Raw genomic sequence first — 16438 nt, 5'->3', positions numbered from 1 at the left:
TGCCGTTCGGCGCCACGGGCATTCTGATCGTCCTGGCCGGGACCCGGACGCTCCGACCGGCTGCCCTCAGGACCGCCGGACGGACGCCCGGATCACGGGGTGTTGATCTTCGGCGGCGTGATCTTCCGCGAGTTGAGGACCTCGTCCACCAGGCCGTACGCGACGGCGTCGGCGGCGGTGAGGATCTTGTCGCGCTCGATGTCGAGGTTCACCTGCTCGGGCGTACGGCCCGAGTGCAGGGCGAGGGTGTCCTCGAGCCAGGTCCGCATGCGCATGACCTCGTTGGCCTGGATCTCGAGGTCGGAGGCCTGCCCACCCTGGCCGCCGGACAGGGCCGGCTGGTGGATCAGCACGCGGGCGTTGGGCAGGGCGAGACGCTTGCCGGGCGCACCCGCGGCCAGCAGGACCGCCGCGGCACTGGCCGCCTGGCCGAGGCAGACCGTCTGCACCTCGGGGCGGATGAACTGCATGGTGTCGTAGATCGCCGTCATCGCGGTGAAGGAGCCACCGGGCGAGTTGATGTACAGCGTGATGTCGCGCTCGGGGTCCGTGGACTCGAGGACGAGCAGCTGCGCCATGACGTCGTCGGCCGATGCGTCATCTACCTGCGTCCCGAGGAAGATGATGCGGTCCTCGAAGAGCTTGGTGTACGGGTCCTGGCGCTTGAAACCGTAGGGCGTGCGCTCTTCGAACTGGGGGAGGATGTAGCGGCTGGTCGGCAGGTTCTGCGCCGTGGATCCCGCTGCTGCCTGGAATTCGTGGTTCATGGTGTCTCCTGTAGGACGACGGGTGGAGGGCTGGGAGCGGACTACGCGGTCTGCTCGGTGCCGCCGCCGCCGGCGACGGAGCCCGAGTGCGCGGAGATGTGGTCGAAGAAGCCGTACTCGAGGGCTTCCTGGGCCGTGAACCACTTGTCGCGGTCGTTGTCCTTGAGGATCGTCTCGACGGTCTGGCCCGTCTGCTCTGCCGTCAGCTCGGCCATGACGCGCTTCATGTGCAGGATCAGCTCGGCCTGGATCCGGATGTCCGTCGCCGTTCCGCCGATGCCGCCGGACGGCTGGTGCATCAGGATCCGGGCGTGGGGGGTCGCGTACCGCTTGCCCTTGGTGCCCGAGGACAGGAGGAACTGTCCCATGGAGGCCGCGAGACCCGTCGCGACGGTGACGACGTCGTTCGGGATGAACTGCATGGTGTCGTAGATCGCCATGCCCGCGGTCACCGATCCACCCGGTGAGTTGATGTAGAGGAAGATGTCACGCTCGGGATCCTCCGCCGACAGCAGGAGCAGCTGCGAGCAGATGGCGTTCGCGTTGTCGTCGCGGACCTCGGAACCGAGCCAGATGATGCGCTCCTTGAGGAGCCGCGTGTAGATGTACTCGTCACGGCCGCCCATCTCGGGACCAGCCATGCTCGGGATACTTGGTTCGGTTGCCATGTGGTTGACCTCTCACTCTGGCGGGCCGCTGCCTCGTCGGCCGACCCGTCCGTTTGTCTCTCCTTGGACACTAACCCGCTGCGGCGACGAATTGCTCCCGCTCCGTGAACTGTTCGCTGACGGCGCACGGTCGCGCAACCGAGCCCCGGCAGGCGTTCGCCCAGGGCCTCCGTCCGCTCGCCGAGGGCTTAAGCACATCAGCGGTGCCGCTGCCCTGGGGCTGCGACACCGCTGACGGTCGTGCGTGGCTACTACTCGGCGGCGGGCTTCTTGGCCGCAGCCTTCTTGGCCGGTGCCTTCTTGGCCGCAGCCTTCTTGGCCGGTGCCTTCTTGGCGGGCTTCTCGACGACCTCTGCGGGCGCGGTGTCCTCGACGACCTCGGCGTCCTCGGGGGCGGCGGCCTCTTCGACGGGGGCCTCGACCGCGTCCGCGGTCTCGTCGGCCTGGAGGTCCTCGGCCGCACCCTGCTCGGTGTCGACGTCGTCGACCTCGATGGTCTCGGGCTCGTCGCCGGCCGGGCGGACGAATTCGGTCAGGTCGATGGCCGCGCCGTTGGTGTCCGTGACCGTCGCGTACTCGAGGACCTTGGCCAGGGCCTTGCGCCGGCGCACCTCGCCGACGATCATCGGCACCTGGCCGCTCTGGTCCAGCATCTGGGCGAACTGGTTGGGCTCCATGCCGTACTGGCCGGCCGTGGAGACGATGTAGTCGATCAGCTCGCTCTGGCTGACACCGACCTCTTCCTTCTCGGCGACCGCATCGAGGATGACCTCGTTCTGGAAGGCGCGCTCGGTGTTGCTGCGCACCTCCGCGCGGTGTTCCTCGGTGTCGTGGTCCTCGCCGGCGCTGTGGGCGTTCTCACCGTTGAAGTGCTGCTCGAGCTGCTCGTCGATGACGCTCTCGGGAACGGGCACGGCGACGAGCTCGACCAGCAGGTCCAGCACCTTGTCGCGGGCCTCGACGCCCTGATCCATGAGCTTGGACTCGGAGGCCTGCTTGGCGAGATCGGCGCGCAGTTCATCGGCCGTGTCGAACTCCGATGCCAGCTGGGCGAACTCGTCGTCGACCTCGGGGAGCTCGCGCTCCTTGACGGCCTTGACGACGACCTTGACCTGCGCCGCGGCACCTGCGTGCTCGCCGCCGGCCAGGGTCGTCTCGAACGTGGCGTCCTCGTCGGTGGACAGGCCCGTGACGGCCTCGTCCATGCCCTCGAGCATGGTGCCGGAACCGATCTGGTACGAGAGGTCCTGGGCGGCGTCGACCTCGTCACCCTCCACCGATGCGGTGAGGTCGATGGTGAGGAAGTCGCCGTCCTTCGCGGGGCGGTCGACGGCGGTGAGCGTGCCGAAGCGGCCGCGCAGCTCGTCCATGGCCTTCTGGATGTCCTCGTCCGACGCCTCGACGGGCTCGACCGTGACTTCGAGTCCCTTGTAGTCGGGGAGCTCGATCTCGGGGCGGATGTCCAGCTCGACCGTGAAGGCCAGCTGGCCGTCCTTCTTGGACGGGTCAGGCACCTCGGTGATCTCGACCTCGGGCCGGCTGAGCGGGCGGATGCCCGTCTCCTGCACAGCGCTCTGGTAGAAGCCGTTCAGGCCGTCGTTGACGGCGGTCTCGATCACGTAGCCGCGGCCGACGCGCTGGTCGATGAGCTGCTGGGGAACCTTGCCCTTGCGGAACCCGGGAACCTGGACCTGGGTGGCGATGGTCTTGTAGGCCTCGTCGATGCTGGGCTTCAGTTCCTCGAAGGGGACCTCGACGTTCAGCTTCACCCGGGTGGGGGAAAGGGTTTCAACAGCGCTCTTCACAGCGTAGGACTCCTGAGATGATTGGATTCGGTTCTGCAGCGGAGGCACTTTCCTCATCACATGACAGAGTCGGGGTGACAGGAGTTGAACCTGCGACTTCCTGCTCCCAAAGCAGGCGCTCTACCAAGCTGAGCTACACCCCGTAAGTGCGAGTGTCAGTCTACGCATCTTTGCGGCCGGCTCGCACATTTGGTGATCGCGCGGCCGCTGTGGTGTAGTTGTAGGCGTTCCACGGGGCTCCGCCAGGGGCCCGCTGCGGGGATGTAGCTTAATGGTAAAGCCTCAGTCTTCCAAACTGATTACGCGGGTTCGATTCCCGTCATCCCCTCATCGCCCGACACGGCAGACACCCGGACCCCTGGTCCGGGTGTTCCTCGTTAAGCTGCGCATGCCGCATCCCCCGCATCCCCCGCATCCCCCGCGGCGTCAGTCGGCCTGGCAGGACGGGCACCAGTAGACCGTGCGGGCCGCCATCTCCGCGCTGAGGATCGCCGTGCCGCAGCGACGGCAGGGCTCGCCCGTCCGCTTGTAGACATAGGTGGGGGCGGATCGCTTCGGCCGTCCGTTCCGCGCCTCGACCGTCGTCGTGATGATGCGCCCTTCGCGGACTCCGTCCCTCATGAGCCGGACGGTATCGGCCCAGATCCCCAGGGCCTCGTCCTCCCTCAGCTGCTTGCCCGGGCGCCAGGGGTTGATGCCCTGCAGGAACAGCACCTCTGCGCGGTAGATGTTGCCGATCCCCGCGATGACCGCCTGGTTCATGAGCTGGATCCCGACGGGCGTGATGCTCGACATGACCTTCGTGACGAAGGCCGATCCGTCCGGCCGGGGCCGGAGCGGATCCGGGCCGAGCTTGGCCCGAGCCACCTTCTCCTCCGCGGCGGTGATCACCTCGCAGGCCGTCGGTCCACGGAGATCGGCCCAGCCGTGATCGGACACGAGGCGGACGCGCACCGCACCCACCGGGTCCGGTGGTCCCGCATAGGCCGCCGGGCCGCCGTCGGAGGGCTGCTCCGACTCCCCCACGCGGCGGGGTGCACCGATGCTCGAGGCTCCGCGGAACGTGGCGTCCCCGCCGAAGCTCCACGCGCCGTACAGACCGAGGTGGATCCGGAGGACGCGGTCGTTGTCGAACCGCAGGAACATCTGCTTGCCGTGCGCGAGCGCGCTGACGAGGGTTGCGCCGTCGAGCTGCTCCGCCCCGGCGGCGAACCGACCCTGCGGACTGGAGACGGCGAGCCGCGCACCGGTGAAGACGGAGGTGAACTGCTTCGCCAGGCGGTGGACCGAGTGGCCCTCAGGCAACGCTGCCCGTTTCCTCGAAGCGGGTGACCTGGGCGATCCTGCGGCTGTGCCGCTCCGCCCCGCTGAAGGGTTCGGCCAGGAAGGCCTCGATGATGGCGGTCGCCTCGTCCACCGAGTGCTGCCGCCCGCCGACGGCCACCACGTTGGCGTCGTTGTGCTGCCGCGCGAGGCGGGCGGTATCGAGGCTCCACGCAAGCGCCGCCCGGATCCCGCGCACCTTGTTGGCAGCGATCTGCTCGCCATTGCCCGAACCCCCGAGGACGATGCCGAGCGCTTCGACGCCCGCCGCCTGGTCGGCGACGACGGCCGCTGCCGCGTCGATGCAGAAGGAGGGATAGTCGTCCTCCGGGTCGTACGACGTCGGGCCGTGGTCGATGACCTCGTGCCCGGCCCGGACGAGGTGGGAGAGGAGGTGGGCACTGAGCTCCATGCCGGCGTGGTCGGTGGCGAGGTGGACGCGCATGGCGATCTGTTCCTTCTGGAGGGCGCCGGTCGGCCCGGCGGCGACCGGGCAGGGGTCCCGGCGGTGGAGGTGGGACGATGCCAGCCTAGTCCGCTGCCGGCGGGGCCGACCACGCGCGCGAGCTCACCGGCGGAGTGAGAGAATCGGAGCGCCGCGTAACCCGCATCACACGCGACGTACCCGTACCCCACCCTGGAGGCGATCCTTGCCCGGTCTGAACCTGACGCGCGACGAAGCACGCACGCGCGTCGATCTGCTCACCGTCCACTCCTACGAGGTCACGCTCGACCTGACCCGCGGCGATCGCCTCTTCCGGTCGACGACCGTGGTCACCTTCGATGCGCAGCAGGGCGCATCGACGTTCATCGACGCCGTGACGGACACGGTCCACCGCGTCGAGCTCAACGGCGTGAGCCTCGACCCCGCCGCAGTGGCCGACGGCGTCCGCATCCAGTTGCCGTCGCTGTCCGCGAGCAACCGCCTTGTCGTCGAGGCCGACATGCCCTACATGAACACGGGCGAGGGGCTCCACCGCTTCACGGACCCCGTGGACGGCGAGGTGTACCTCTACACGCAGTTCGAGGTGCCCGATTCCCGGCGGGTGTTCGCCGTCTTCGAGCAGCCGGACCTCAAGTCCACCTTCCGTTTCTCGGTGACGGCGCCGTCGCACTGGGACGTCATCTCGAACTCGACCACACCGGAGCCTGTCCAGGCGGTGTCCGCCGCCGACGGCGGGGCGGCGTCCACCTGGTACTTCGAACCGACACCGGTCATGTCCTCGTACGTGACCGCCCTGATCGCCGGCCCCTACCAGTCCGTGCGCAGCGAGCTGACGAGTTCCGACGGCCGCACCATCCCGCTCGGCGTCTTCGCCCGCAAGTCCCTCATGCAGTACATGGACGCGGAGAACATCTTCGCGCTGACACGGCAGGGCTTCGCGTTCTACGAGGAGCAGTTCGGCGCCCCCTATCCGTTCGAGAAGTACGACCAGCTGTTCGTTCCCGAGTTCAACGCGGGTGCCATGGAGAATGCCGGCGCCGTCACCTTCGTCGAGACGTACGTGTTCCGCTCCCGCGTGCCCGACGCGACCGTCGAGCGCCGCGCCATCACGATCCTCCACGAACTGGCCCACATGTGGTTCGGTGATCTGGTCACGATGCGGTGGTGGAACGATCTCTGGCTCAACGAGTCCTTCGCCGAGTTCATGTCCACCCTCGCCGCCGCCGAGGCGACCGAGTTCACGCAGGCGTGGACCACCTTCACCATCCTCGAGAAGGGCTGGGCGTACCGGCAGGACCAGTTGCCGAGCACCCACCCGATCGTCGCGCAGATCAACGACCTCGAGGACGTGCAGGTCAACTTCGACGGCATCACCTACGCCAAGGGCGCCTCGGTGCTCAAGCAGCTCGTGGCCTGGGTGGGCCAGGAGGAGTTCATGCAGGGTGTGCGCCAGTACTTCGCGAAGCACTCGTGGAAGAACACGGAACTGGTGGATCTCCTCTCCGAGCTCGAGGCAGCCAGCGGCCGCGACCTGAAGCAGTGGTCAGCCCTCTGGCTCGAGACCGCAGGGGTCAACACCCTGCGTCCAGAGTTCGAGACGGACGGGAACGGCGCCTTCACCTCGTTCGCCATCGTGCAGAGTGCCATCGAGGCCTTCCCCACCATCCGACCGCACCGCCTCGCCGTCGGCCTCTACGACCACGACGACGACGGCGCGCTGGTGCGGGTGCACCGGGTGGAGCTCGACGTCGACGGCGAGCGCACGGAGGTGCCGGAGCTCGTGGGACAGCGGCAGCCGGCGCTCGTCCTGCTCAACGACGACGACCTCGCCTACGCCAAGATCCGTCTCGACCCGGCATCGCTGCGCACCTCGGTCCGCCACGTCAAGGACTTCAGGGACTCGCTCCCCCGGACCCTGGTGCTGGCCTCCGCCTGGGATGCCGCCCGTGACGGCGAGACGCCGGCCCGCGACTACGTGGAGCTCGTACTGCAGAACATCGGTGCGGAATCGGACTCGTCGGTGGTCCTCGTCCTGCTGCGCCAGCTCGCCTCGACCCTGACCTTCTACGTCACGCCGGAGGACAGGGAGGCGATGGGCGATGCCGCGGCGGACAGCCTCCTCGAGCTCGCCCTGACCGCCGATCCGGGGTCCGATGCCCAGCTGCAGTTCACCCGCGCGTTCTCCTCGCACGCCCGCACGTCGGCGCACCTCGACACCGTCGAGGCGATGCTGACGGGAGTCACCGTGCCCGAGGGCATCACCGTCGACCAGGACCTCCGCTGGGAACTGGTGACGAGCCTGGTGGTCGGCGGCCGCTACGGGACCGCGGAGATCGAGGCCGAACTCGGACGCGATTCGACGGCGACGGGCGAGCTGGCCGCTGCAGCGGCCACGGCGGCTCTCCCGACCGCAGCTGCGAAGGACGCCGCGTGGTCGGCCCTCGTGGAGTCGACCGACCTGCCGAACGCCACGCAGCGCTCGATGATCTCCGGCTTCACCCGGGTGCACGACCGCTCGCTGCTCGAGCCGTTCGCCGACCGGTACTTCGCGTCCATCCGGGACGTGTGGGCCACCCGCACGCACGAGATCGCCCAGCAGATCGTCGTCGGGCTCTATCCGTCGCTGCTGACCACCCAGGACACCCTCGACCGGACCGATGCCTTCCTCGCCGGGCTCGGCGACGCATCACCCTCGCTGCGGCGGCTCGTGCTCGAGAGCCGTGACGGCGTGGTCCGGGCGCTGACCGCGCAGGCAGCCGACAGGTAGCCACGACGCGGGTCGTATCCCCCTGCGGGCGTGCATCCCGTCGACGGGGAGGACCGGACCGGTCCTCCCCGTTCGCGTCCGCGCGTCAGGCCCGGAGGCGCAGGGCAGGCGTGCCGCGAGCGGCTCTCGGGTCGGGCAGGCGCGACGACGGCGGACTAGGGTCGGACCATGAACCTGCAGGAACACCGCTATTCCGCCCGCCTCCGCTGGACGGGCAACCTCGGGCCGGGGACCACCGGCTACCGCACCTACAGCCGGGACCACCAGGTGGAGGTGGACGGACCGGGCCTGCTGCTCGGCACGGCCGATCCCACCTTCCACGGTTCGCGGGACCGCTGGAACCCGGAGCAGCTGCTGCTGACCGCCGTCGCGCAGTGCCACATGCTCTCCTACCTCCATGTGGCGGTCAAGGCAGGAGTGGTGGTCACCGCCTACTCGGACACACCCGAAGGAACCATGCGGCTCAACCGCGACGGCAGCGGGGAATTCACCGCGATCATCCTCCGACCGCATGTGGAACTCGCCGATGCCGACCACACCCCGCTGGCGGACACCCTGCACGCCGAGGCGAACCGCCTGTGCTTCATCGCGCGGTCGGTCTCGTTCCCCGTCCAGCACGAACCGACCTCCTCGGGACCGGCGGGTGCGGCGTAGGAGCGGGCGACCGCCGGCCGGGCCGCCGTCGCGGGTGGACCGCGGCGCGGCTGTAGCCTGTTAAGGCACCCCGCGCCTACCCCTCCGGGCGGACCCCACGGCGCCTGCTCGAAAGCGATTCCATGACCTTCCTCCCCTCCCTCGGCTACGGCGGCCAGATCCTCGGCGCGCTGATCGTCCTGATCGGCGCACTGCTGCTCTGGCTCGTGGTCCGCTACCTGATCACCCGGGCCGTCACCCGGGTGCAGAACGGGTACAGCGTCTTCAAGAAGCCGCACTTCAAGTGGGCCCAGCCGGCTCTCCGACCCTTCGACAGCGCGCGCCGCGTGCAGCGGGCCGAGACGATCGGCGGCCTCCTCTCCAGCGTCACCGCCGGCACCATCGCGATCGTGGCGATCCTCATGGCCATCGACACGCTGGGCTTCAACATCGGACCGATCCTCGCGAGCGTGGGCATCGTGGGTATCGCGATCGGCTTCGGCGCCCGCGAGGTCATCCGCGACGCCTTCCTGGGGTTCTTCATCACCATCGAGGACCAGTACGGCATCGGTGACACGATCGAGGTGGGCGACACCGTCGGCGTCGTCCAGTCGCTCGGTCTGCGCATCACCCGCATGATCGACGAGGACGGGGCCATCTGGTACGTCCGCAACGGCGACATCACCAAAGTGGGCAACCGCTCGCAGGGCGACTACGTGGCACCTCCCGCCGATCCCCCGGTCTCCCCTGCCGCCGACGCGGCGGCACCCGGTACCGCCCCGGCGTCCTCGCCGGCCGCCGTTGCTGCCGCTCCTGCGGCTTCCTCACCCACAACCCTCGCCGCCCCTCCGGCGGCCTCCTCACCGGAGGGTCGGGCATGAGCGGCCCAACGCCCGACGGCGTCGCCCAGCCGCCGGCAGGTGCGGAGCGCGCCGGTTCGGACCCCGCGTCGCCTCCGCCGGAGCCGAACGGGCAGGAGCCGCGCCGACCAGGCATACCGGAGCCGGAAGGACGCCGGTCCGACGCGCGCCCGCAGGGATCCCCGACGTCCATGCCCCTCTCGCCGTCGGCCGGCGGTCGGGCAGCCCTCCCGGTCGAGCGGCTGGTCGCCGCCGGGCAGACCTTCACCCAGCCCGAGTACACGGAGAACTTCTACGACGCGATCGGTGGCCATCCGACCTTCGTGCGCCTCGTCGACGCGTTCTACGACGGCGTGGCCGAGGACGAGGTCCTCCGTCCGATGTACCCGGAGCAGGACCTCGGCCCCGCTAAGGAACGGCTCCTGTTGTTCCTCGAGCAGTACTGGGGCGGTCCGAAGACCTACGGCGAGCAACGCGGCCATCCGCGGCTGCGCATGCGGCACATGCCGTTCCGCGTCGGGCCCGAGGCACGGGACCACTGGCTCCGGCACATGCGGTCGGCCGTCGACGCGCTCGACCTCGCTCCGCTGCACGAGGCCACCCTGTGGGGCTACCTCGACCGGGCCGCCCACTCGATGGTCAACGCGGCCGACTGACGTCAACGCAGCCGACTGACAGCGCCCCCCCCCCCGGCCGAGAAGCGCCTTCCTTCGTCGAGCTCGGCGGCAGCCCCCGCCGCACCCGGTGGGCACCGCGTGGCATCGCATCGCATCGCGTGACACTGGGTGACAGCGCGTGGGGACGGTCGTGACAGCGCATGGAGACGGTTGTGACAGCGATGTGAAGACGGTTGTGACAGCGCGTGGGGACGGTTGTGACGCGATGGGCCGGTCATCACCACGGGCGCGGGTTGTGCCCCAGGGGTGCCCCCTTGTGACCGGCGCCTGCGCAGACACGCGCCGCTGCGGCCTGACGCCGGCTCCCGACGACCGGTCAGAAAAGCGCTGCGGCCCGGACCAGGATGTGGCCGCGGCCCGTGCTCACGCGGGACCAACGACCGTTCGTGTGCACCGTCGCATCGCCCTCAGGATCGAGGAAGCCGAGGCTGAACGCACCGAACGCCGCTCCCGCGGCGACCGATCCCGGCACACCGTCGAGCTCCCGGCCCCACACCGCGGCGCGGGCGCTGCTCACAACGGGTGCCCCTGCACGGTCGGGAAGGCTTCTGGCCACCTCGCCGATACCGTTCCGTGCAGCCTGCTCCAGGAGGCTGTTGGGGATCGAGCCGACGGGCGTCCAGCCCGATCGCGGCGGCAGGACGCCCGCCCAGGCCTCCGTGACCGTCACCGTGGGAAGCGTGAACGCCAGGTCGCCGTCCTGCATCCGGGCGAGGCGGTCGAGCACCGACCCGAGCGCGACGGTCGTGTCCACCGGACCGATCAAAGGGTGGGCGGCATCGAGCGCCATGGTCCTCAGGCCGAGGACCGTGGGTAACGCTTCGCCGAGGACGGTCGGGCCGAGGGTGCGGACGTACGCGGCGAGGACCGGACCCGAGGCGACCAGGCGCATGCCGCCGTCGTCGTTCGCCCTGGCCCGTGCGCTGAACGTGCGGAAATCGGCAACGGTCGGAGTGTCGGCGAATCGGAGCACGGGATCGGGCACGACGTCGCTACCTGGCACGCGCACGGCGGAAGGGGACGGGCTCGCCCTGCCACGATCCGAGGATGTCCTTCTGGGTCCCGGACAGGCGGACCGGCCGGCCCGTGCTGCGACTCACGAGAACCATGGTGGTTGCTGCGATGGCACTGGTCACACTCCCCGCCGACACGATGCGGTCCCGCACCGCGTAGCCGAGGTCGAAGCTGGACACCCCGACCGAGGTGGTCCAGAGATCCACCGCCGCCGGGACCGTGCTGAAGTTCAGGGGCGCGAGGTATTCGATCTCCTGCCGGCCCACCAGTGTGTAGTGGTCCGGGTCGACGGTGTCCATGAAGGAGAGCCCGCCGGCCGGACGGCTCATGAGCTGCACGCGGGCGTCCTCGAGGAACTGGAAGTAGCGAACGTTGTTGACGTGGCCGTAGGAGTCCTCGTCGCCGAAGCGCAGGTGGAGGGGAAGGGTGTGGACCGTGGACATGACCTCATCCTCCCAAAGGCAGCCACACCGAATCCAATCCGCGGGCGCCGGCCTCGTTGACGACCGGAGGGCAAGCAGCGGTGTTGAGCGCCGCAGGGTCGGCGTCTACTGTCAGAAGACGTCAGGGAGCCGTCGCTCCCACAGCACCCGTCCCGAGGAGACCCCGAACCATGGCAGAACACCGGCCCCGCGCGACCGCACCGCGAGCGGCAGGACCGTCCGGCACGTCGGAGTCGCCGGGAGAGGAGACCGCCGCCGGGTCGTCGGACTCCGTGACGGATCCTACGGCGGCCCTCCTCGACCTGCTCGACCTGAGCCCGGCCGAGGGTGCCCAGACGGACGAGGAGATCTTCGTCGGCACCTCCGCACGGCAGCCCAGCCGCAGGGTGTTCGGCGGTCAGGTGCTCGCGCAGTCCCTGATCGCCGCCATGCGCACCGTCGAACCGACGCGGGACGTCCACTCGATGCACGGGTACTTCCTGCGTGCCGGGGACGCCGACAAGCCCATCACCTTCGGGGTCCAGCGCCTGAGGGATGGACGCTCCTTCTCCGCCCGGCGCACCCACGCGTACCAGAACGGCGTCCCCATCCTGTCCATGATCGCGTCCTTCCAGGAGCCCGACGACGGCGTGGAGCACCAGGATCCGATGCCGGCCGGCGTACCCGATCCGGAGGACCTGCCCACGACGGCGGACCTCCTCGGCGGGTTCGACCATCCGGTCGCGCGGGCCTGGGCCTACGAGCGCCCCTTCGACATCCGGCACATCGACGCGCCCCTCTATCTCACCAACGAGGGGTCGAAGGAACCGCGGAACGCCGTCTGGATGCGCAGCCTCGGCCCGATGCCGGACGATCCCGACCTGCACCGCGCCGCCCTCGCCTACGCGAGCGACTACACCCTGCTCGAATCGATCCTGCGACCGCACGGGCTCAGCTGGATCCAGCCCGGCATGAGTGTGGCGAGCCTCGACCATGCCATGTGGTGGCACCGACCGGTCAGGGTCGACGAGTGGCTCCTCTACGTGCAGAGTTCGCCGAGTGCGTCCGGCGCGCGGGGGCTGGCCGCCGGCCGCATCTACAACCGGGGCGGCGAACTCGTCGCCAGCGTGGCGCAGGAGGGCATGATCCGCATCCCGCGGGACTGACCACCAGGCGGAGTCATGCCGGCCGGACCGGCGTCCCGCCCGGGGACGGACGAGGGGCCCGGCCAACGGCCGGGCCCCTCGTCCGTCAGCGATCGTCAACGCGCGACGCCGTCCGACCTGTGCGTACGCCCGACCACGGTCGGGGCAAGCCGTCCGTCAGTCACGCGTCAGGCGGCGGTGCGTGACCCGGTGCGGCTTCGCCGCGTCGGCGCCCAGACGCTCCACCTTGTTCTGCTCGTACGCGTCGAAGTTGCCCTCGAACCAGTACCAGTTGTCGGGGTCCTCCTCCGTGCCCTCGTAGGACAGGATGTGCGTCGCCACGCGGTCGAGGAACCAGCGATCGTGCGAGACCACGACGGCACACCCGGGGAATTCCAGCAGGGCGTTCTCGAGGCTCGAGAGCGTCTCGACGTCGAGGTCGTTGGTCGGTTCGTCGAGGAGCAGGAGGTTTCCGCCCTGCTTCAGGGTCATGGCGAGGTTCAGCCGGTTGCGCTCACCACCGGAAAGGACGCCGGCCTTCTTCTGCTGGTCAGGACCCTTGAAACCGAAGGCCGAGACATAGGCCCGCGACGGCATCTCGACCTGCCCGACCTGGATGAAGTCGAGTCCGTCGGACACGACCTCCCAGAGCGACTTGTTCGGATCGAGGCCGCCACGTGACTGGTCGACGTAGGAGATCTTCACGGAATCACCGATGCGCAGCTCTCCGCCGTCGAGCTCCTCGAGCCCCACGATGGTCTTGAACAGCGTGGTCTTGCCGACGCCGTTGGGGCCGATGACCCCCACGATGCCGTTCCGCGGGAGGGAGAAGGACAGTCCGTCGATGAGGACGCGGCCGTCGTACCCCTTCTTCAGGTTGTGCGCCTCGATGACCTGGCTCCCGAGGCGTGGACCCATCGGGATCTGGATCTCCTCGAAATCGAGCTTCCTGGTGCGGTCGGCCTCCGCCGCCATCTCCTCGTAGCGGTTGAGACGCGCCTTCGACTTCGTCTGGCGTCCCTTGGCGTTCGAGCGGACCCATTCGAGTTCCTCGGAGAGGCGCTTCGACAGCTTCTGGTCCTTCTTGCCCTGCACCTCGAGACGCGCGCGCTTCTTCTCGAGATACGTCGAGTAGTTGCCCTCGTAGGGGTAGAGGTGGCCGCGGTCCACCTCGGCGATCCACTCGGCCACGTGGTCGAGGAAGTAGCGATCGTGGGTCACGGCGAGGACTGCACCGGCATAGGACTTCAGGTGCTGCTCGAGCCAGAGCACGCTCTCGGCGTCCAGGTGGTTGGTCGGCTCGTCGAGCAGGAGAAGATCGGGCTTCTGGAGCAGCAGCTTGCACAGCGCTACGCGTCGACGTTCACCACCGGAGAGGACGGTGACGTCCGCGTCCGGCGGCGGGCAGCGAAGAGCGTCCATGGCCTGCTCGAGCTGGGAGTCGAGGTCCCACGCGTCCGCAGCGTCGATGGCCTCCTGCAGCTTGCCCATCTCGTCCAGCAGGGTGTCGTAGTCCGCGTCCGGGTTCGCCATCTCGTCGGAGATCTCGTTGAAGCGCTGGATCTTGCCGTAGATCTCGCCCACGCCCTCCTGGACGTTGCCGAGAACGGTCTTCTCCTCGTTGAGGGGAGGCTCCTGTAGGAGGATCCCGACGCTGTAGCCGGGTGACAGGCGGGCTTCACCGTTCGAGGGGGTGTCCATGCCGGCCATGATTTTCAGGATGGTGGACTTACCGGCACCGTTCGGGCCGACGACGCCGATCTTCGCACCAGGGAAGAAGGACATGCTGACATCGTCGAGGATTACTTTGTCGCCAACGGCCTTGCGGGCCTTGGTCATTGTGTAGATAAATTCCGCCATGGTCCTAAGGCTAGTGCGTGCCGGGCGAGTTCTCCCACTCGACGGAACCTCCCCGCGCCACGGCCGGTCGGCCATGACCTGCAGCGCGCCTCTGCTGCGTCAGCGCTGATCCCCGACGAAGCAGAGGCCCGTGGCGAGGACCGGAAGCACCACCGCCGAGACGGCGCCCTCGCGCACCTCCCCCACGACGCATCGGTCCCCGATCAGCCCGGCGCCCTGGATGGCGTCGACGTCGAGCCCTGTGGGGGTCCGGTCGACCGACACCTCGACCCGTTCCGGGACGGTCCCTCCGTCGGCGAAACCCTGCTCGATCGCCGCGCGTACCTGATCCCGGGTCACCGGGTCCTGGCCGTCGGCGAGTGCCTGCAGGGAGGACCTGACGGCTTCCGCGACACCCATGGCGTCCCCGGCCGCCGTCGCCGTGGGGCTCGTCCCCTCCGGCGAAAGCACACCGGAGGAGGAACCGTCGGACGGTGCCCCCACCGCAGCGCCGGGCCTCGGCGTCCCCTCCGCTGCGTCCGATGCCGGGTTGCTGATCGGCCCGGCGCCCGGATCGGGCGGGGCGGTGCAGGCGGTGACACCCACGGCGAGTGCCGCCGACACCGTGAGGATGCGCCACAGCGCGAACGGCGGTCTGATCGGGAGGCGGCGACTCACGCCCTCATCCTGCCACGCGCCTGACCGCCGGCCGCTCTCCCGCAGCGGGCATGGTCCCTAGAACGGGACGGACGTCGCGTCGACGAGGTCGTCGCGTGCTGTGCCCACGCGGCCGTCCGTGGGCGCCGCACCGTCCTCCGCAGCGTCCGTCGCCTCGGGTTCCGTCGCCGGGTCGAACAGCTCCCCCGTCACAGGATCGACGCCGTCCGGCAGCGCGCCGGCGTCGTCCTGGTCCGCGGTGTCCTCCCTCCGCCGGTCCTCGGGCCCGGCGGAGGGATCGCTCCGGTCGGCGCTGGTCCGCCTGAAGTTCGCCGTGCCCCACATCAGGTCGTGGCCAGCCGTGTCGGCATCGATCTCGACCGACGTTCCCGTGCGGCCGTCGGCGTTGATCCACGGACGGACCTTGAGTCGTCCGCTGACGATGATGCGGTCACCCTTCTTGATGCTCGCGCCGGCGTTGGTGGCGAGCTGACGGAACATCGAGACGGAGTACCAGTTCGTGTGGCCGTCGACCCAGGTGCCCGTCTCCCTGTCGAGGCGTCGTTCCGTGGAGCACATCCGGAAGCCCGTGATGGGCAGCCCGCTCTGCGCCAGTGTCAGCCGGACCTCGGTGGCGACGTAGCCCCGCACGGTGATGATGTCGGTCATGATGTTCCCTTCGGTTGAGATGGAGTGCCGGGCGCCCGGTCCGGGTCCAGTGTGGGACGGTCTGCCATGCGGTCGCCGAGCAACGGGCGCTATGTTGACAACCGAAGGCGGCGAACGGTCGCCGACCCTTCCTAGCCCACCGATCCAGGCCGTGGAAGTCATTCCCGGGTCGGAGCGATGTCTTGAACGGCCGGCGACCGGTTTCCTACCGTGGAGGCATGGACACCGCAGCATCCGTCGACAGCGCCCACCACCCCGAGGCACGCGACGCCGCCCCCACCGGCTCCTACATCAGGACGGAGGAAAGGGTCGCCGACAGCCTCGAGCAGCTCGCCGGGCTGGTCGAGGATTCGGGTCCCGTCTACCTCCGCTACTCGTGCGGTTTCGCGGCAGACAGGACGTCCACGAGCAGGGATGGGGAGAGCGGCCTGACGCTGCCCGGGCTCTCGGTCAATCCGCTCACCCCGGAGGACTGGTGGACGCGCCCCCTGGAGGACTGGCTCGCACGGCAGATCTGCCAGTACCGGCATCTCGCCGAGCAGGAGGAGCGGCACGCCTGGATCCTCAGCGGATTGCCGGTCGGCCGCGGACCGGACTGCGAGCCGCTGCTCACGGACGTGGTGCCCCTCGGGCGCATCAGCGATCGGTTGCTGTGCGAGGCGGGACAGGTGTACGACGAGCGCTTCGACGCCGGGAACCAGCCCTAGCCGAGAATTCATCCGGGTCGTAGGGACCCGGCCAACAGCG

General features: G+C 69.2%; 16 protein-coding genes and 2 tRNA genes. 7 read left to right on the top strand and 11 right to left on the bottom strand.

Going from position 1 to position 16438, the window contains the following annotated elements; all coding sequences use genetic code 11:
- Positions 1-92 precede the first annotated feature (92 nt).
- From ACTIMO_RS10175 to ACTIMO_RS10160, 4 genes are all read right to left on the bottom strand, one after another.
- Entirely contained in the window at positions 93-767 is a 675-nt protein-coding gene (locus tag ACTIMO_RS10175; protein WP_055771523.1) for an ATP-dependent Clp protease proteolytic subunit, read from the bottom strand.
- Positions 768-808: 41 nt separating this feature from the next.
- Positions 809-1435 (bottom strand): ATP-dependent Clp protease proteolytic subunit, encoded by a 627-nt coding sequence (locus ACTIMO_RS10170; RefSeq protein ID WP_321166897.1) that lies wholly within the window; start codon positions 1433-1435, stop codon positions 809-811.
- A gap of 251 nt (positions 1436-1686) precedes the next feature.
- Positions 1687-3240, bottom strand: a complete 1554-nt coding sequence (gene tig / locus ACTIMO_RS10165; protein WP_448182335.1) for a trigger factor — start codon at positions 3238-3240, stop codon at positions 1687-1689.
- 69 nt (positions 3241-3309) lie between these two features.
- Positions 3310-3383: transfer RNA gene (locus tag ACTIMO_RS10160), tRNA-Pro, on the bottom strand.
- Positions 3384-3497: 114 nt separating this feature from the next.
- Between ACTIMO_RS10160 and ACTIMO_RS10155 the strand changes: the two genes are divergently transcribed.
- Positions 3498-3568 (top strand) — tRNA-Gly (locus ACTIMO_RS10155).
- A gap of 98 nt (positions 3569-3666) precedes the next feature.
- On the opposite strand, the gene ACTIMO_RS10150 is transcribed toward ACTIMO_RS10155, so the two are convergent.
- Together ACTIMO_RS10150 and ACTIMO_RS10145 are read right to left on the bottom strand one after the other, a co-directional pair.
- Positions 3667-4545 carry an Fpg/Nei family DNA glycosylase gene (locus ACTIMO_RS10150; protein WP_055771531.1) on the bottom strand — a complete coding sequence of 293 codons (879 nt, stop codon included), beginning with the start codon at positions 4543-4545 and terminating at the stop codon, positions 3667-3669.
- Positions 4538-5008: a ribose-5-phosphate isomerase gene (locus tag ACTIMO_RS10145; protein WP_055771534.1), complete on the bottom strand. Its 471-nt coding sequence runs from the start codon at positions 5006-5008 to the stop codon at positions 4538-4540. Before ACTIMO_RS10145 ends, ACTIMO_RS10150 begins: the two co-directional genes overlap by 8 nt.
- A 214-nt stretch (positions 5009-5222) precedes the next feature.
- On the opposite strand from ACTIMO_RS10145, the gene pepN reads away from it, so the two are divergent.
- The 4 genes from pepN to ACTIMO_RS10125 all read left to right on the top strand — a co-directional run bounded on the left by pepN (position 5223) and on the right by ACTIMO_RS10125 (position 9924).
- On the top strand, positions 5223-7775 hold the full coding sequence (gene pepN / locus ACTIMO_RS10140; protein WP_448182389.1) for an aminopeptidase N: 2553 nt from the start codon (positions 5223-5225) through the stop codon (positions 7773-7775).
- A 168-nt stretch (positions 7776-7943) separates the two neighbouring features.
- Positions 7944-8429: an OsmC family protein gene (locus tag ACTIMO_RS10135; RefSeq protein ID WP_055771536.1), complete on the top strand. Its 486-nt coding sequence runs from the start codon at positions 7944-7946 to the stop codon at positions 8427-8429.
- 122 nt (positions 8430-8551) lie between these two features.
- Positions 8552-9289, top strand: a complete 738-nt coding sequence (locus ACTIMO_RS10130; RefSeq protein WP_082471525.1) for a mechanosensitive ion channel family protein — start codon at positions 8552-8554, stop codon at positions 9287-9289.
- 170 nt (positions 9290-9459) lie between these two features.
- Positions 9460-9924 (top strand): globin, encoded by a 465-nt coding sequence (locus ACTIMO_RS10125; protein ID WP_448182388.1) that lies wholly within the window; start codon positions 9460-9462, stop codon positions 9922-9924.
- 337 nt (positions 9925-10261) lie between these two features.
- Here the strand turns inward: ACTIMO_RS10125 and ACTIMO_RS10120 are convergent, their stop codons facing one another.
- Together ACTIMO_RS10120 and ACTIMO_RS10115 are read right to left on the bottom strand one after the other, a co-directional pair.
- Positions 10262-10954 (bottom strand): hypothetical protein, encoded by a 693-nt coding sequence (locus ACTIMO_RS10120; protein WP_422389888.1) that lies wholly within the window; start codon positions 10952-10954, stop codon positions 10262-10264.
- Entirely contained in the window at positions 10938-11402 is a 465-nt protein-coding gene (locus ACTIMO_RS10115; protein WP_448182334.1) for an acyl-CoA thioesterase, read from the bottom strand. The genes ACTIMO_RS10120 and ACTIMO_RS10115 overlap by 17 nt, the downstream gene beginning before the upstream one ends.
- A gap of 170 nt (positions 11403-11572) precedes the next feature.
- On the opposite strand from ACTIMO_RS10115, the gene ACTIMO_RS10110 reads away from it, so the two are divergent.
- Entirely contained in the window at positions 11573-12547 is a 975-nt protein-coding gene (locus ACTIMO_RS10110) for an acyl-CoA thioesterase (protein ID WP_422389890.1), read from the top strand.
- A gap of 156 nt (positions 12548-12703) precedes the next feature.
- Here ACTIMO_RS10110 and ettA read toward each other — a convergent pair whose 3' ends face one another.
- The 3 genes from ettA to ssb form a co-directional block, all read right to left on the bottom strand.
- Positions 12704-14386 carry an energy-dependent translational throttle protein EttA gene (gene ettA / locus ACTIMO_RS10105; RefSeq protein ID WP_055773380.1) on the bottom strand — a complete coding sequence of 561 codons (1683 nt, stop codon included), beginning with the start codon at positions 14384-14386 and terminating at the stop codon, positions 12704-12706.
- 99 nt (positions 14387-14485) lie between these two features.
- The gene (locus tag ACTIMO_RS10100; protein WP_448182333.1) at positions 14486-15043 is read right to left on the bottom strand and encodes a DUF6993 domain-containing protein; all 558 of its coding nucleotides are present in this window, start codon (positions 15041-15043) and stop codon (positions 14486-14488) included.
- Positions 15044-15100: 57 nt separating this feature from the next.
- Positions 15101-15691 (bottom strand): single-stranded DNA-binding protein, encoded by a 591-nt coding sequence (ssb, locus tag ACTIMO_RS10095; RefSeq protein WP_448182332.1) that lies wholly within the window; start codon positions 15689-15691, stop codon positions 15101-15103.
- Between the two features lie 218 nt (positions 15692-15909).
- Between ssb and ACTIMO_RS10090 the strand changes: the two genes are divergently transcribed.
- Positions 15910-16398 carry a DUF6098 family protein gene (locus tag ACTIMO_RS10090; protein WP_448182331.1) on the top strand — a complete coding sequence of 163 codons (489 nt, stop codon included), beginning with the start codon at positions 15910-15912 and terminating at the stop codon, positions 16396-16398.
- Positions 16399-16438: the final 40 nt, after the last annotated feature.

Source organism: Arthrobacter sp. CP30, assembly GCF_053470025.1.
The sequence above is the reverse complement of the archived record's forward strand: the minus strand, read 5'-3'. Positions and strand labels throughout refer to the sequence as shown.

Bases quoted from the DNA above. Each gene is read 5' to 3' on its own strand.
- ACTIMO_RS10145 (WP_055771534.1), bottom strand. From the start codon at position 5,008: ATGCGCGTCCACCTCGCCACCGACCACGCCGGCATGGAGCTCAGTGCC.
- ssb (WP_448182332.1), bottom strand. From the start codon at position 15,691: ATGACCGACATCATCACCGTGCGGGGCTACGTCGCCACCGAGGTCCGG.
- ACTIMO_RS10115 (WP_448182334.1), bottom strand. From the start codon at position 11,402: ATGTCCACGGTCCACACCCTTCCCCTCCACCTGCGCTTCGGCGACGAG.
- ACTIMO_RS10175 (WP_055771523.1), bottom strand. From the start codon at position 767: ATGAACCACGAATTCCAGGCAGCAGCGGGATCCACGGCGCAGAACCTG.
- ACTIMO_RS10125 (WP_448182388.1), top strand. From the start codon at position 9,460: ATGCCCCTCTCGCCGTCGGCCGGCGGTCGGGCAGCCCTCCCGGTCGAG.
- ACTIMO_RS10110 (WP_422389890.1), top strand. From the start codon at position 11,573: ATGGCAGAACACCGGCCCCGCGCGACCGCACCGCGAGCGGCAGGACCG.
- ACTIMO_RS10130 (WP_082471525.1), top strand. From the start codon at position 8,552: ATGACCTTCCTCCCCTCCCTCGGCTACGGCGGCCAGATCCTCGGCGCG.
- ACTIMO_RS10135 (WP_055771536.1), top strand. From the start codon at position 7,944: ATGAACCTGCAGGAACACCGCTATTCCGCCCGCCTCCGCTGGACGGGC.
- ettA (WP_055773380.1), bottom strand. From the start codon at position 14,386: ATGGCGGAATTTATCTACACAATGACCAAGGCCCGCAAGGCCGTTGGC.
- ACTIMO_RS10090 (WP_448182331.1), top strand. From the start codon at position 15,910: ATGGACACCGCAGCATCCGTCGACAGCGCCCACCACCCCGAGGCACGC.
- ACTIMO_RS10170 (WP_321166897.1), bottom strand. From the start codon at position 1,435: ATGGCAACCGAACCAAGTATCCCGAGCATGGCTGGTCCCGAGATGGGC.